The 15,591-nt window shown below is 37.2% G+C and carries 18 protein-coding genes and 1 riboswitch; of the genes, 14 read left to right on the top strand and 4 right to left on the bottom strand.

Features of this window, described 5'->3' with window-relative positions; all coding sequences use genetic code 11:
- The first annotated feature begins 549 nt into the window (after positions 1–549).
- The 4 genes from ACVPPR_RS08375 (at position 550) to ACVPPR_RS08360 (ending at position 3,815) form a co-directional block, all read left to right on the top strand.
- A complete protein-coding gene (locus tag ACVPPR_RS08375) occupies positions 550–1,533 on the top strand; it encodes a mannose/fructose/sorbose PTS transporter subunit IIA (protein ID WP_462297197.1) in 984 nt (327 codons plus the stop codon).
- 38 nt (positions 1,534–1,571) lie between these two features.
- Positions 1,572–2,378, top strand: coding sequence for a PTS mannose/fructose/sorbose transporter subunit IIC (locus ACVPPR_RS08370; protein WP_462304134.1), 807 nt, complete (start codon positions 1,572–1,574; stop codon positions 2,376–2,378).
- Positions 2,379–2,402: 24 nt separating this feature from the next.
- Positions 2,403–3,320: a PTS system mannose/fructose/sorbose family transporter subunit IID gene (locus tag ACVPPR_RS08365; protein WP_462304133.1), complete on the top strand. Its 918-nt coding sequence runs from the start codon at positions 2,403–2,405 to the stop codon at positions 3,318–3,320.
- A 108-nt stretch (positions 3,321–3,428) separates the two neighbouring features.
- On the top strand, positions 3,429–3,815 hold the full coding sequence (locus ACVPPR_RS08360; protein WP_462304132.1) for a DUF956 family protein: 387 nt from the start codon (positions 3,429–3,431) through the stop codon (positions 3,813–3,815).
- 31 nt (positions 3,816–3,846) lie between these two features.
- Here ACVPPR_RS08360 and ACVPPR_RS08355 read toward each other — a convergent pair whose 3' ends face one another.
- A complete protein-coding gene (locus ACVPPR_RS08355; RefSeq protein ID WP_462304131.1) occupies positions 3,847–4,374 on the bottom strand; it encodes a hypothetical protein in 528 nt (175 codons plus the stop codon).
- Positions 4,375–4,581: 207 nt separating this feature from the next.
- Between ACVPPR_RS08355 and ACVPPR_RS08350 the strand changes: the two genes are divergently transcribed.
- From ACVPPR_RS08350 to ACVPPR_RS08340, 3 genes are all read left to right on the top strand, one after another.
- Positions 4,582–5,274 carry a VIT1/CCC1 transporter family protein gene (locus tag ACVPPR_RS08350; RefSeq protein ID WP_462297189.1) on the top strand — a complete coding sequence of 231 codons (693 nt, stop codon included), beginning with the start codon at positions 4,582–4,584 and terminating at the stop codon, positions 5,272–5,274.
- 54 nt (positions 5,275–5,328) lie between these two features.
- The gene (locus ACVPPR_RS08345; RefSeq protein ID WP_462297188.1) at positions 5,329–5,742 is read left to right on the top strand and encodes a helix-turn-helix domain-containing protein; all 414 of its coding nucleotides are present in this window, start codon (positions 5,329–5,331) and stop codon (positions 5,740–5,742) included.
- Positions 5,743–5,908: 166 nt separating this feature from the next.
- Positions 5,909–6,109 (top strand): cold-shock protein, encoded by a 201-nt coding sequence (locus ACVPPR_RS08340; RefSeq protein WP_112251328.1) that lies wholly within the window; start codon positions 5,909–5,911, stop codon positions 6,107–6,109.
- A gap of 87 nt (positions 6,110–6,196) precedes the next feature.
- Here ACVPPR_RS08340 and ACVPPR_RS08335 read toward each other — a convergent pair whose 3' ends face one another.
- From ACVPPR_RS08335 to ACVPPR_RS08325, 3 genes are read right to left on the bottom strand one after another with little or no spacing between them, the layout of a single operon-like run.
- Positions 6,197–7,279 carry an LCP family glycopolymer transferase gene (locus tag ACVPPR_RS08335; protein WP_462297186.1) on the bottom strand — a complete coding sequence of 361 codons (1,083 nt, stop codon included), beginning with the start codon at positions 7,277–7,279 and terminating at the stop codon, positions 6,197–6,199.
- Positions 7,280–7,300: 21 nt separating this feature from the next.
- Positions 7,301–7,672 (bottom strand): DUF1634 domain-containing protein, encoded by a 372-nt coding sequence (locus tag ACVPPR_RS08330; protein ID WP_462297184.1) that lies wholly within the window; start codon positions 7,670–7,672, stop codon positions 7,301–7,303.
- A 1-nt stretch (position 7,673) separates the two neighbouring features.
- On the bottom strand, positions 7,674–8,516 hold the full coding sequence (locus ACVPPR_RS08325) for a sulfite exporter TauE/SafE family protein (protein WP_462297182.1): 843 nt from the start codon (positions 8,514–8,516) through the stop codon (positions 7,674–7,676).
- 187 nt (positions 8,517–8,703) lie between these two features.
- Here ACVPPR_RS08325 and ACVPPR_RS08320 point away from each other — a divergent pair, with 187 nt between their 5' ends.
- The 7 genes from ACVPPR_RS08320 to ACVPPR_RS08290 all read left to right on the top strand — a co-directional run bounded on the left by ACVPPR_RS08320 (position 8,704) and on the right by ACVPPR_RS08290 (position 15,582).
- The gene (locus tag ACVPPR_RS08320; protein WP_462297181.1) at positions 8,704–9,336 is read left to right on the top strand and encodes a phosphatase PAP2 family protein; all 633 of its coding nucleotides are present in this window, start codon (positions 8,704–8,706) and stop codon (positions 9,334–9,336) included.
- Positions 9,337–9,356: 20 nt separating this feature from the next.
- Positions 9,357–9,878 (top strand): GNAT family N-acetyltransferase, encoded by a 522-nt coding sequence (locus tag ACVPPR_RS08315; RefSeq protein WP_462297179.1) that lies wholly within the window; start codon positions 9,357–9,359, stop codon positions 9,876–9,878.
- An 81-nt stretch (positions 9,879–9,959) separates the two neighbouring features.
- A complete protein-coding gene (locus tag ACVPPR_RS08310) occupies positions 9,960–10,493 on the top strand; it encodes an Rrf2 family transcriptional regulator (RefSeq protein WP_462297177.1) in 534 nt (177 codons plus the stop codon).
- 137 nt (positions 10,494–10,630) lie between these two features.
- On the top strand, positions 10,631–12,310 hold the full coding sequence (gene alsS / locus ACVPPR_RS08305; protein ID WP_462297176.1) for an acetolactate synthase AlsS: 1,680 nt from the start codon (positions 10,631–10,633) through the stop codon (positions 12,308–12,310).
- Positions 12,311–12,336: 26 nt separating this feature from the next.
- Positions 12,337–13,050, top strand: a complete 714-nt coding sequence (gene budA / locus ACVPPR_RS08300) for an acetolactate decarboxylase (protein WP_462297174.1) — start codon at positions 12,337–12,339, stop codon at positions 13,048–13,050.
- Between the two features lie 43 nt (positions 13,051–13,093).
- Positions 13,094–13,278: riboswitch (Lysine riboswitch) on the top strand.
- Between the two features lie 124 nt (positions 13,279–13,402).
- Complete coding sequence (locus ACVPPR_RS08295; protein WP_462297172.1) at positions 13,403–14,833, top strand: amino acid permease; 1,431 nt, start codon at positions 13,403–13,405, stop codon at positions 14,831–14,833.
- An 8-nt stretch (positions 14,834–14,841) separates the two neighbouring features.
- Entirely contained in the window at positions 14,842–15,582 is a 741-nt protein-coding gene (locus ACVPPR_RS08290) for a M15 family metallopeptidase (RefSeq protein WP_462304130.1), read from the top strand.
- The last annotated feature ends 9 nt before the right edge of the window (positions 15,583–15,591 follow it).

The raw sequence follows: 15,591 nt of genomic DNA, 5'->3' as shown, positions 1-15,591 counted from the left end.
AAATGTCACAATAAAAAAATTTGAATAGATCTTAGTAAGATGAGTACCGATGCATGTGCATCAGTACTTATTTTTTTATAAAAAATAGGATTGTAGTATAGAGAGTGACATCGGTTAAGAACATAGTTGCACTTATTTTTAGGTCACTTTATAGCGAAAAATAGAAATAGTTCCTATGATAGGTCAACTTTTTTTGCAAATTGGTATAGATAGGTTTATTTTGAATGAAACAAGACATGTAAACGTTCAAAATCTCATTATAGAAATGGATATAGCGTAACTATTCAATTAAAAGGTATAATTGTAAACGTGTACAGATTTAATTTTTTAATAGTAAATCGTAATGATTGTGCTATACTTATCAACAGAGACGTTATGTAAACGATAGTTTATTTGTCGTTTCGTGGCATTTAAAATTAAATTGGATTGTGGATGGACAGAGGCAAAACGCTTAAGTTGATTTTGAAATTTTTTGCTTTTATATTATAAATGTAAGCGTTTTTGCTAAAGTTCTGAAAGAATCTGATAAAAATTTAGGAGGTTTTAAAAATGGTTGGAATTGTAATTGCAAGTCACGGTAAATTTTCCGAAGGCATCATGCAATCCGGTTCAATGATTTTTGGTGAACAAGAGAATGTTCAAGCAGTCACTTTCATGCCTAATGAAGGACCAGACGACTTGAAAGCCCATCTTGAAGCAGCAATTGCTACTTTTGATGATCCAGAGCAAGTATTGTTCTTGGTCGATTTATGGGGTGGTTCACCATTTAATCAAGCTAACGGCTTGTTTGAAGCTCATAAGGATAAATGGGCAATTGTTACAGGTTTGAACTTACCAATGTTAATTGAAGCTTATGCAGCACGTTTATCAATGGATTCTGCACAAGAAATTGCTGCAAGTATCTTAGGTGAAGCAAAAGGCGGCGTTAAGATTAAACCAGAAGATTTAGCACCAAAAGAAGCAACTGTTGCAACAACAAACGCACCTACTGGTTCAATTCCTGAAGGAACTGTTATCGGCGATGGTAAAATCAATTACGTCTTAACACGTATTGATTCACGTTTATTGCATGGACAAGTTGCGACAGCATGGTCTAAATCAGTTAAACCTGACCGCATTATCGTTGTTTCTGATAATGTTGCTAAGGATACACTTCGTAAAAACCTAATCGAGCAAGCTTCACCACCTGGTATTGTTGCACATGTTGTGCCAATTGCTAAGATGATTGAAGTCTCAAAAGACCCTCGTTTTGGTGGAATGAAAGCATTACTTCTTTTTGAAAGTCCAGAAGATGTTTTAACAGCTATGGATGGCGGAATGACATTTGACGAAATTAACCTTGGTTCAATGGCTCATTCAGTTGGTAAAGTAGTTGTTAACAACGTATTATCAATGGGAAAAGAAGATGTTGAAACTTTTGAAAAATTAGAAGCAAAAGGCGTTAAATTTGATGTCCGTAAAGTGCCTAATGATTCAAAAGATAACATGGCTAACATTCTTAAAAAAGCTAAGGAAGAATTATCTAAAGCTTAAAGAACACAATAAAAAGAAATTAATTTAGGAGGCTTATTATGTCAGCTATATCAATGATTTTAGTAGTATTAGTTGCCTTTCTAGCTGGTATCGGTGGAATTTTAGATGAATTCCAATTCCATCAACCACTAGTGGCATGTACCTTAATCGGTTTAGTAACTGGTAATTTCACTGCCGGAATTGTTCTTGGTGGTACATTACAAATGATCGCACTTGGTTGGGCAAATATCGGGGCTGCTGTTTCTCCCGATGCTGCACTTGCCGCAGTTGCATCAGCAATTATTTTAGTATTAGGTGGACAAGGTGTTAAAGGTGTTCCTGCAGCTATCGCTGTTGCCGTTCCTTTAGCCGTTGCCGGATTATTCTTAACAATGGTTGTTCGTACATTGGCTGTTCCTATTGTTCATATAATGGATGCTGCCGCAGAACAAGGTAATATCCGTAAGTTAGAAGCATGGCATATTCTTGCTATTTGTATGCAAGGTATCCGTATTGCTATCCCAGCAGGAGCACTTCTCTTTATTCCAGCAAAAACTGTTGCCGGATTCTTGAACTCAATGCCCGCTTGGTTAACTGATGGTATGGCCATTGGTGGTGGATTAGTGGTTGCCGTTGGTTATGCACTTGTTATTAACATGATGGCTACAAAAGAAGTATGGCCATTCTTCATTCTTGGGTTCGTAGTCGCAGCTATTACGCAATTAACATTGATTGCTATTGGTGCTATCGGTGTTGCCCTTGCTCTTATTTACTTGAACCTCGAAAAAATGGGTGGTTCATCAAATGGTGGCGGTGGTAACAGTAGTTCCGGTGATCCACTTGGCGAAATTCTAAACGACTATTAGACTAGAAGAGGGAGGAAAAATATTATGGCAGATAAAATTGAATTAACTAAAAAAGATCGATTAGCTGTAGCATGGCGTTCAACGTTCATTCAAGGTTCATGGAACTACGAACGTATGCAAAATGGTGGTTGGGCATTCTCTATGATTCCAGCTATTAAAAAATTATACAAAACAAAAGAAGATCGTTCAGCAGCTTTAAAACGTCACATGGAATTCTTTAATACTCATCCTTATCTTGCATCACCAATCCTTGGTGTTACCTTAGCACTTGAAGAAGATCGTGCTAACGGTGCTGACATTGATGACGTTGCAGTTCAAGGTGTTAAAATTGGTATGATGGGTCCTTTAGCCGGTGTCGGCGATCCCGTTTTCTGGTTTACTGTTCGTCCAATGTTAGGTGCTTTAGGCGCTTCATTAGCTATTGGTGGTAATGTTCTTGGACCAATTATTTTCTTCGTTGCATGGAACCTTATCCGTATGGGATTCATGTGGTATACACAAGAATTTGGTTACAAAGCTGGTTCTAAAATTACAGAAGATCTTTCAGGTGGTTTATTAAAAGATATCACTAAAGGTGCTTCGATTTTAGGGATGTTTGTTCTTGCGGCCTTGGTTCAACGATGGGTTTCAATTACGTTCACACCAGTGGTTTCGACAGTTAAATTAGCCAAAGGTGCTTTCATTGACTGGGCTAATTTACCAAAAGGATCTGCAGGTATTCAAGAAGCCTTAACACAATATAACTTGGGTAAAGGTTTATCATTAACACCAGATAAAGTAACAACCTTACAACAAAATTTGGATCAATTAATTCCAGGTTTAGCTGGGTTATTACTTACATTCTTATGTATGTGGTTATTGAAGAAGAAAGTTTCACCAATCATTATCATTTTAGGTTTATTCGTATTTGGTATTGGTGCTCATGTTCTTCACATTCTATAAAATTAAAACTGAACTCGGGAAAATATCCCGAGTTTTTTTAATTGGTTTAATCAATTAAATCACGGTATAATTAACCAACGTCAAAACAGAAAATGGAGTCGATACGATATGGTTCAATCAATTAATACAAAAGTAGACTTAACAATAGATGCGACTGCTTTCACAGGATTAGCGGACTATGGGAAAATTATGATTGGCGATAAAGGGTTTGAATTTTACAATCAAAGTGATACCCGTAAGTATATCCAAATTCCTTGGGATGAGGTTGAACAAGTTATCGCATCTGTGATGTTTAAAGGACATTGGATTCCACGTTATGCTATTAAAACAAAAAAAAGTGGGACATTTACATTTGCCTCTAAAAAGCCTAAAACTGTGTTGCGGGCCATTCGTAACTATGTTGACCCGGCTAATATGGTTCAAGCACTTGGAATGAGTGATATTCTAAAGCGCTCAGCTAAGTCAATTTTTAGTAAAAAAGGTAAAAATAAGTAAATTAAAAGCATTCTCAGCTGAGAATGCTTTTTTAGTAGATTAAAATGTTCAAACGGAATTCTTCAAATCCATTTTCAATTTCAAGTTCATTATCTTCAAATGTGAGCTTTTTATAAGGGCCACCTGTTAAATAAGTGGCCAGCTTATAATCGGCTAGTTCTGCTATAATGTTATGCACTTGTAAGGTATCTTCTTTTGGTAGGTAGCCAAGCTTACGCATAACTGCTTGATCGTCCTCAAAATAAAGAGCAATACGACTGTTTTCGCTTAATGAGACAATATCTTCTTTTAAAGATAGGTTATCAAATGACAAATCAACAGGGTATTTCCAGACCTCAAGTTCTTCGTAATCAATAAGGAGTAGCAACTGAATGTTCTTTTCTAAATCTTCATCACGCCAGCCCTTATTAATATTTTCATTTTTAGTTATATTCTGCAGTGCAATTTTGAAATTTTGACTGTAATGCGCTAATCCTTCAATTTCAGCATCAAGGTACCAAGGATGATTACTTTTGATTTCAAAATAGGGACTAATTGGATACTTTTTTGAGTCAGACATCTGATTCACCTCTTTCGAACAACTGTTTTAATTATAGCCTATAATGGGTTGAAATGCAGTTTCTTTCGATTTCTAGTGTTAAAAGGGAAAGGTTGCGCCCAATTTAAGATAAGGCAATCAGGTTCTTTGATAGAATAACTAAAACTAACTGATAATCGTTCTCAATTGGCATATACTTAATTTATTGGAAATGGAGTGGATAAATTGATGGATAGTCGCGCAGTCAAAGTCGGAATGGCTTTATCAACTAAATTAAATATTTTAAGAGCGGGCGTTTTAGGTGCCAATGATGGCATTATCTCAGTTGCGGGGGTTATTCTGGGGATGGCAGGTGCCAGTCAAGGAAAATACTATCTTGTTTTAGCGGGATTAGCAGGCATGTTTGCAGGTGCTTTTTCAATGGCCGGTGGTGAATACGTTTCGGTCTCTGCACAAAGAGATACACAAAAATCAGTGATTGAATTAGCTGCCAAAAAATTGAAAGAAAATCGTGAACTTGAGGTTGAACGTTTAATTGATATTTATCAAGCTAAGGGTCTATCACGAGTGGTTGCAACAGACGCGGTTAATGAATTAATGGCTCAAAATGAATTAGAAAATTATTGCAAAGAAGTTAACAACATTGATGTTGGCGAGTATTTAAATCCACGACATGCGGCAATGTCATCAATGGTCTCATTTGTGGTTGGCTCATTAGTACCGTTACTCCTGATTACCTTATTGCCCACGAGATTTATGATTCCAATGACCGTTATAGGCGTTGCTTTAGCCTTGCTTTTAACGGGTGCAACGAGTGGCATATTAGGGCATAACAATATTCGACATGCAATGTTAAGAAACGTCGTTGTAGGGTTAATTACGATGGTTGTGACCTATTATGTGGGTGGTTTATTTGGGTAAAAGCCGACATTTTTTTTGAAAAAGAGGTATGCTTAACTAAAAGAGGTGTTGTTTATGTTTCCGGAAAGGCTGAAAGCATTGCGCAGAGGTAGTGGATTAACATTGACGCAATTAGCTGTTGGGTTGAATCAATCGCAAAAATCGACGCAGAATTTGAATTCTGGCCCACAAATTGGGAGTTGGGAGCGTGGTATTAATACGCCTTCATATTTGGAAGTTAGAAAATTAGCTGATTTTTTTCACGTTTCAATTGATTTTTTAGTAGGTCAAACGAGTAATGAAATGGTTGATCTTGAAGATTTATTCGCACGGACGGCAACACTCTCATATCGCGATAAAGTTTTGTCAGGAAATGACCGTTACGAAGTCATGCAACTGATACAGGGCTATTTAATGGGCAAATATCAACCACGTCATTTGAAAGAAAATGATGATTTAGCCTTACCACTTGAAGATGAAAATAATTAAGGATAAGTGGTGTTTTTGAATTTATTTTTGTAATTGGACGTGATATAATTTAGGTGGCTTCTCGAATCAAATGAAGTTGGTGAGTGTCTTCGGAAACGATACCAACTGGGACGATTCGAGAGTCATAAATAAAACGTGTCAAATAGGCACAAGGAGGATTTTATTCATGGAACAAGGTACAGTAAAGTGGTTTAACGCAGATAAAGGTTTTGGTTTTATTACTCGCGAAGATGGTAGCGATGTATTCGTACATTTCTCAGCAATCCAAGGCGACGGTTTTAAAACATTAGACGAAGGTCAAAAAGTAACTTTTGACGTTGAAGATAGTGACCGTGGACCCCAAGCAGTAAACGTAAACAAAGACTAATTTAAAAAAATGAACTGTTTACCGTTTTGGTGAGTTGTTTTTTATATGAAAAAGGGTCGTCAATTAATTGACGACCCTTTTTTTGTATTAGTTACGAGTTGTGTTGATTTTTTGATCTTTTAATAATGTATTTCCAGTTTCTGCATGGACTAAATCAAGTGAAGCTCGTAATTTATCAGTGATGCGTTGTTTTTCAGTTTCATTGGCGACTTCAAAAGATTCGCCGTTAATCATTGTGCCAGTCCCTTGTAAATGATCAGATTTAGAATGATGTGTGGCTTTGCGATAATTTGTACCCAAAACAGCGAGATCATTGAATGTTAAATCTGTTTTCATTTGAGATGACATTGTGTCTAGGAACTTTTCGCTTAATAAGTTTTGGAGCTTGGTACTCTTTAAGGCAACAGCCATGATAATTTGACGTTGACGCGTTTGACGACCGTAATCCCCTAAAGGATCTTCGTGACGCATACGGGCATAGGCAAGGGCTTGTTTACCATTGACGTGAGTTTTAACGCCTTTTTTGAAACTTGCCTTATCATAGGTAAAAGTCAATGGGGACTTCACATCCACACCATCCACAGCATCAACCAATGATTCTAAACCACCCATGTTGATTGTTGCGTAGAAATCAATTGGTACGTTCAAGAACTTTTCAACAGTTTTAACGGAAGTTGCGATACCGCCGTAAGCATAAGCTGAATTTAATTTGCTTGGAAAGTTTGATTCATAACCTGAGACAGCAACTTCAGCATCTCGTGGTAAACTCACTAAAGTCATGGAACTTGTTTTAGGATTAAGTGTAGCGACAATTAAGGTATCCGTTCTACCACCGCTATTAGAACGTCCCACGGCACCATCATCGGAACCTAAAAGTAAGATTGAAATAGGGCGGCCTTTTTTTAAGACGTCTGAAACGTTTCTAGCTTTAGTAATTTGGGCTGATGTGTAAACTTTGTCAGCTGCATTTTTAGCATTTGCGTATTTTTTGTAGGCATAAATACCACCGAAAATGACAAGAATCAAAATAATGAGCCAAATTAAACGGCGACGACGAGGATTTTTATGATTGCTTTTTCTTTCACGTTTTGGCAATGGCGCTTGATCATTTGCGCGTAGATGTGGTTGTTCAGTTTGAGACCTTTGGTATTCTTCTCGACGACTTGACATGAAAATGTTCCCCTTTATTAATTAGTGTTCGCCAATGAAAAAGCTAGCGATTAAAATAACTAAAACAATAACAGTAATCCTAACGTATAAATAATCTTTTTCTTTATAGAATGCATAAATTGAAATGACAACTCGGAGAATTGGCGTCAATATTAAACAAAATAGGCCAAGCATCATAATTGCGTAAGGTTTCAAAGCGCCAATTCCTGAAAAAATGGCAGAAAAAGAAGTTGGAAAAGTATTGCCGGGATAGCCAGTTGAACCGGTAACTAATGATAAGATAAGTCCGATAATCATGATAGTTGCGGAAACGAAGACCCCGATTCTTAATATCTGACCAATCATTAATTCAATTTTAGCCATTTCAGCTGATGTGGTATTGTGTTCAGTCATATTAGATAGACACCCCGAATCCTTTTAGAATCATTTGAGCACTGACATAGATTAGAACAGGTACGAAAATTAAACGAATTATTTTTGCGGGTAAATATTGCATGACACGTGAGCCAATTGATGAGCCAACCAAAATACCCAGGGCTAATGGAACCGCGATATCCGGTCTGATTGAGCCGTTGAAGAAGTAGACAGTAGCACTGGCAGCAGCGGTAACACCCATCATTAAGTTACTTGTGGAACTTGAGGGTTTTAATGGCATTTTCATTGCAGTATCCATTGCCATAACTTTGAAAATACCAGAGCCAATTCCTAATAAGCCACTAGCAACACCGGCGCCAAGCATAATTGCCATACCGCCTGGTACATTTTCGACTTGATAATCAACTTGCTTTTTAAGCTGCTTATCATAGTAAGAACTGTTCAATTTGAATTTTGTTGATAAACGATCTGGTTCAGCTGATTTTAAAACTTCTTCACCAACAAAAATCTTTTTGATCATATTGTAAACGGAAAGCAGTAAGAAAGCGCCAAATAAGATGAAAAGTACTGAGGTGTTAAAGACACCTGATAACATGGCGCCACCAACGGCACCAATTGTTGTTGCGATTTCTAAAAACATGGCAACTCGTAGATTTAAAACGTCATCTTTTAAAAAAGCAATTGTGGCACCTGAACTTGTTGCAATAACAGCAATAATACTGGCACCAATTGCGTATTTAATATCTAAACCCATCATTAAAGTTAAAACGGGAGTGACAATGATTCCGCCGCCTAACCCTAAGATGGATCCTAATGCCCCAGCGACAAGACCAGCGACAAGCATGAGTAGTAGCGTATTCATTATTTATTTCCAACCCTTTTCTTAATTTATAAAGATGTCTTATTTTACCACAAACTTATTTAAAAGTGAGTGTCCGGTTGATTTCTGAATAAATATTTAAACTTTGTCATTTTCGACTTTAATTGAATTAGGAAATATGATAAATTGTGAGAATGAAATAGACGGTCATTAAGGAGTTGGCATAGAGATGATTAATCAGAAAAAGAAGCTTATTTGGCTAGCGATTGGATGTGGTGGCCTATTCCTTATACTGACCTGGTTAGTGCTGAACCAAAGTGCTGTCCTTCATTATATTGATAATAGTGTGGTAGCAGTGGTCAGATTTCAACCAACAGTGCAGTTACAGAAAATCATGTGGGCAATCAGTTGGCTAAGCAGTCCGACGCTGATTTTTATGTATTCGGTCATTTTAATTGTTACTTTAGGTGGGCTACGTGGCTTTTTACCTGCTATTTGGGCTGGGATGACAATGTTAAGTGGCGCTTTGCTGGTTAAATTAATTAAAAATAGTGTCCAGAGACCGCGGCCAATGGGGCATGGGTCCATCGGTGGATTCAGTTTTCCGAGCGGACACACATTTGGTGTGGCGCTATTTTGTTTAACGGTCACGAGTATTATGGCATTAGAATTTAAATCCAGTCGACATAGGTTACTTAATTGTTTATTAGTGTTATGGGTCATCATGATTGCCATTTCAAGAATCTATCTGCGAGCACATTTCCCAACAGATACTGTGGGATCAGTTCTTTTAGCAACAACTTGGATTGTGATTGCACGGAGTATTTATCCTTTTCTAAATCATCTAAAGAAATCTGAATAATTTAAATCGAGGCTAAAAAAATGAATCAATATGAAACGAACCGATTAATTGTACGTCCATTACGTGATTCGGATGTCGATGATATCTATGAATATACTCAGTTGGCTCATGTGGGGCAACTGGCTGGTTTTGTACCAGTGAGCTCACTAGTTGAAGCGAGTCTCTTTATTGCAACGTTGCAAAAACAAGGGATTTTTGCAATAGAACTTAAGGATACGCAAAAAGTGGTCGGCAATATTGGCTTGTATGAAGTGATTGATGAGAATCAAGAATCAAGTCTGACAGTAAAAGAAATCGGTTATGCCTTGAATCCTGCTTTCCAAAATCAAGGACTAATGACGGAAGCCGTTCAAGGATTATTGTTAGTTGCTCGTGAGCTACCTTTGAAACGCGTGATTGGTGTTACGACTGCCGAAAACGAGGCTTCTATCAAAGTTTTAAAACGGTCACAATTTCAATTTATTGAAAAAAGAGAAGTGCCATTTCTGTTTAGCCCAACTAAGTTAATTAGCGAAATGGTATATGCAATTGATTTAAAATAAAGGAGTACCAATTATTAGCGACATATGGTATCCTTAATGCGTTGTAACATAACTATTTGAAAATCAATTGAGGTGGCTAATATGCAATTAACAAAAGGATTTGAACAAGCAGCTTGCATTATTTCTTTGTTAGCGACACAGAACAGGGGCGTTCCAATTTCGTCGGAAGTAATTAATGTCCGACTTGGTGGTTCACAAACATATCTACGCAAAATTATGCGTAAGTTAGTTGTTGCAGGCCTTGTAAAATCTGTTTCGGGTAATAATGGTGGGTTTACATTAGCAAGGGATGCGAAAGACATCAATTTGTTAGAAATTGTGGTGGCTACTGAAGGTAAGATTGAAACCTATCCGAACTTTGGGTTCATCGGTCGCGTGTTCCGTGAATTTAAACCAGATACAGAAAAAGCAACCGTTGTGATTAATAATGTTTTTGCCGAAGCAGACAAACGCTGGTCTAATTATTTAGAATCACAAACAGTCTATCAACTTATTTCCGCAACGTTTGGCGAAACTGAAATTCCGTTGATTAATTGGAATGAAGAAGATATCGGTGGCCAACGTAAATTAATTATTCAAAAAATTGTCGCAAATGTGACAGGAAATCATAAATAATTGGGTCGTTATTAACCGTAATGGGTGAGATAACGCCTTTTTTTGTATAAACTTACAATTTGTAAGTTAAAAATATAGTTATTTTTTTATGAAAATGCTATCATGAACAGTAGTCAAACAAATTCGGAGGGAACATAATGTCAGATAAAAAATATTACGGCGCAGACGCCATTGTAGATAGTTTAATTAACCATGATGTGAAATATGTATTTGGAATTCCTGGTGCAAAGATTGATCGTGTTTTTGAAAAATTAGAACACCCAACAAATCCTAAATCACCCCAATTAATTATTACGCGTCATGAACAAAATGCCGCTTTTATGGCTGCTGGTGTTGGTCGTATTACAGGTAAACCGGGGGTTGTTTTAACAACTTCTGGTCCTGGTGCAAGTAATTTGGCAACTGGGGTTGTGACTGCTACAGCAGAAGGCGATCCTGTTCTTGCTATTTCTGGCCAAGTTAAACGATCAGATTTAACGAGATTAACGCATCAAAGCATGAATAATACAGCTTTATTTGAACCTATTACAAAATATAGTGCAGAAGTGCAAGAACCTGAGAATATTTCAGAAGTGATTGCTAATGCCTATCAAGAAGCAGAAGCAGCCAAACAAGGTGCAAGTTTCGTTAGTGTGCCACAAGATGTAACAGATTCAGAAGTGAAGACAAAAGTCATTCAACCAATGATGGCTCCTAAATTAGGACCAGCTAGTCCAGTTGAAAGTACGTTATTGGCGCAAGAAATTAAAACTGCAAAATTACCTGTGTTACTTGTGGGTATGCGCGCTTCATCACCTGAAGTGACGCAGGCTATTCGCAACTTAGTTGAAGCAACACACTTACCTGTTGTCGAAACATTCCAAGCTGCTGGTGTGATTTCACGAGAATTAGTTGGTGATTTCTTTGGCCGTGTGGGCTTATTCAGAAACCAACCTGGTGATCAATTACTAAAGAAAAGTGACTTAGTGATTACGATTGGTTATGATCCCATTGAATATGAACCACGTAACTGGAATGCTGAAAGTACAGCCAATATTGTCGTTGTCGATGATATGCGTTCAGAAATCGATCATAATTTCCAACCTAAAAAAGAGTTAGTCGGCGATATTGCACAAACACTTGAATTTTTATTGCCTTACATGAAAGGGTATCAAATGGCTACTGAATCACGTGACTATTTGGATGAATTGCAAGAAAAATTACAAGCCAGAGATGAAGCACCTGTCGTGACAAACGAAACGTTGGTCAATCATCCACTCAGCATTATTCAAGAATTACAAAAACGTGTTTCAGATGAAATGACCGTGACTGTTGATGTGGGAAGTTTCTATATTTGGATTGCACGCCATTTCAGAAGTTATGAACCTCGTCATTTACTATTTAGTAATGGTATGCAAACGTTAGGTGTCGCATTACCTTGGGCGATTTCTGCAGCATTAGTTCGACCAAATACACAAATTGTGTCTATTTCTGGGGATGGTGGTTTCTTATTCTCAGCGCAGGACTTGGAAACAGCCGTTCGATTGAATTTGAATATTGTCCACATTATCTGGAATGATGGCCACTATGACATGGTTAAATTTCAAGAAGAAATGAAATATGGTAAATCTGCTGGGGTTAACTTTGGTCCGGTTGATTTTGTAAAATATGCTGAAAGTTTTGGTGCAAAGGGTCTGCGTGTTGAAAAAGCGCAAGACTTAGCTAAGACGTTAGATGAAGCATTTGCAACTGATGGTCCAGTGATTGTTGATGTACCAGTTGATTACAAAGATAACAAAGAATTAGGCCAATCAATTTTAATGGATCAATTATACTAGAATAATTGCGAAAGGAGTTTAGCCAAATGCAAGATAAAAATACAGTTTATCAACACGGTACTTTAGCAGCATTAATTGAAGGATTGTATGAAGGAACGCTGCCGGTTAAAACGTTATTGAAACATGGCAATTATGGTATCGGAACGGTTGGTGATTTGGACGGTGAAATGATTGTGATAGATGGGAAAGCATTTCAAATCACATCAGAAGGTCAGATCAATCAACTTACTGATGACGTTCTCGTGCCGTTTGCGACAGTACATTTTAATCAGCCAGAGGTGGCTATTCAATTTGAAAATGTGGCAGGTAACGTCTTAGAAGAACAATTGCTAGAATTATATCCTTATCAAAACTTATTTTTTAGCATTGTCATTAAAGGAACGTTTAGCAAAATGCATACGCGTTCGGTAGCTAAGCAAAGTAAACCCTACCCAGAATTGACTACTGTAACAGACAAACAAGCAGAATTTAGTGAAGAAAAAATTAACGGCACAATTGTTGGTTATTTCACGCCTAGTTTGTTCCAAGGAATTGGTGCAGCAGGGTTCCATCTTCATTTTTTATCTGATAAAAAAGAGATGGGTGGACATATTTTGGATTATCATTTGGAAAATGGAACAGTTGAGTTGCAACCATTTAGTTCAATTGAACAACACCTACCAATTGAAAATGAAGATTTCTTAAAGAATGAAATGAATGTTAAAAAATTACAGGACGCAATTAATTTAGCTGAAAACTAGATTTGACTTGCAAAGTTTCAGTGAATTGATTATAGTAGGACTTATCGAAAGAAGAGGATGCAGTTCTCATCATTATGTTTAATGAAGCAATTAAGTGCTGAAGAATTAAACAGAAAGGGTGAACTGCCGAAGCAGAAGCTAACTTAACTTTAGCAACCGCTGGGCTTTGGCTTAACAGGTCAGGGACTGTCGTGGTCACTAAAAAGGCTACGGGGCGCTTATAACGATTTGACTGAGTCTATTAATCTGAGTCTTTTTGTATAACGCGTAATAGTGTTGTGCAAAAAGGCTCTTTTCTTTTCTCAATTTTAAAAATCACGAGTGCTCCTCTATAATATAGGGGGGATTTCAAATGGCAGAACAAGAAGGTATGCACCGAGAACTAAAAACAAGGCATTTATCAATGATTGCCTTAGGTGGAAGTATTGGAACAGGATTATTTGTTGCGAGTGGCTCAGCAATTTCAAAGGCAGGTCCAGGTGGTGCGTTGCTAGCTTATGTTGGAATTGGCATTATGGTCTATTTCTTAATGACTAGCTTAGGTGAAATGGCAACCTATTTACCAGTATCAGGTTCATTTGCCGTTTATTCAACACGCTTTGTTGATCCTGCAATGGGATTTGCAATGGGTTGGAATTATTGGTTTAACTGGGCCATTACATTGGCCGTCGATATTAGTACAGCCGCATTGGTTATGCAATTTTGGCTACCAAATGTTCCGGGCTGGATTTTTAGTACGATTTCGTTAGTCATTATTTTCGCAATTAATGCGCTGTCTGTTAAATCATTTGGTGAAACGGAATATTGGTTATCTATTATCAAAGTGGTAACAGTGATTGTTTTCCTAATTGTCGGTGTTTTAACGATATTTGGTATTTTAGGTGGACACGCAACTGGACTTGAAAATTTCACAATGAAAAAAGCGCCATTCGTTGGTGGTATTCCAATGATTTTGAGTGTGTTCGTTGTTGCTGGATTTTCTTTCCAAGGAACTGAGTTAATCGGAATCACAGCTGGTGAGTCAGAAACGCCTGAAAAAAGTATTCCAAAGGCAATTAAACAGGTCTTTTGGCGAATTCTTTTATTCTATATTTTTGCTATTTTTATCATTGCAGCGATTATTCCTTATACGAGTCCAGATTTATTAGGGTCAAGTGCTTCAGATATTTCAATTAGTCCGTTTACATTAGTGTTCCAAAGAGCCGGGTTGGCTTCGGCAGCAAGTGTGATGAATGCAGTTATCTTAACATCAGTGCTTTCAGCTGCCAATTCAGGGATGTATGCATCAACTCGGATGCTACATTCGCTTGCGCAACAAGGTTATGCACCAAAAAAATTCAAGAAAACAAATAGTCGTGGAATTCCAATGGCAGCATTGTTGGGAACAACATTTATTGGGTTACTCACATTTTTGGCAAGCATTTTTGGATCAAGAGTCTACGTGTTCTTGCTGAGTGCCAGTGGGTTAACTGGGTTTATTGCTTGGTTAGGAATCGCAATTTCACATTATAGATTTAGAAAAGCATTCAAGGCGCAAGGACATGACGTGTCGGAATTGAAATACTCTGCAAAATGGTTCCCGGTCGGTCCAATTCTAGCATTTGTACTTTGTATTTTGGTTATTCTTGGACAAGATATTCAGTCGTTCAAGAATTTTGACTGGGAAGCTATTTCAGTCAGTTACATGAGTATTCCATTGTTCGTTATTTTGTACACATATTATAAAATACGTTATAAAACCAAATTAATTCCGTTGAAAGATGTTAATTTATCAAAGAAATGAGGCACATTTTGACTAAGAAAAAATGGATGATGACAGCATTGGCTATGTGTGTGTTGTTATTAGGTGCGTGTGGTAAGAAAGAAAATTCGGCACCCAGTCATCAAGAAGTGAAAGTTACCAAAAAGAGTTACAAAAGCGACTTACCTAAAAATGTGAAAGCTAGTGATTGGAATTTAGTCTTGGTTAATTCTGATCATAAATTAACAAAAGAGCTGGGATTTACACAGGTAATAGACGGTAATGTTGTTGTAAATAAAAAAATAGAGAATGCATTGAATGAATTTGCGGCGGCAGCTAGTGCAGCTGGTTATAAGGCATCCTTAGTTTCTGGATACAGGTCAATCAGTTATCAAAAAGAAGTCTATTCAGATTCAATTAAAAGTTATGAAAAAGCAGGGAAATCGGTTACTGAAGCTAAAAAATTAACAAAAGAGTATGTAGCAGCACCGGGATCAAGTGAACATCATACCGGTTTGGCAGTCGATATAATGTCATCAAATTGGTATGCCAAACATGGTGATTTAGATAATAGCAGCGCAAAAGATAAAGGCCAAAAATGGTTAATAAATCATGCGGTAGACTATGGTTTTATTTTGAGATTCCCAAAAGATAAAGAAAAATCAACAAAAATTGATTATGAAACATGGCATTTCCGTTATGTAGGAAAAGCGAATGCCAAGTATATGGTTAAGCATAATCTCTCATTGGAAGAGTACGTCGCTTTGCTTAATGAAAAGGGTAAGAATTAAACTTGCAAT

Source organism: Dellaglioa sp. L3N (genome assembly GCF_054941095.1).
This window is presented reverse-complemented; position numbering and strand designations above follow the sequence as displayed.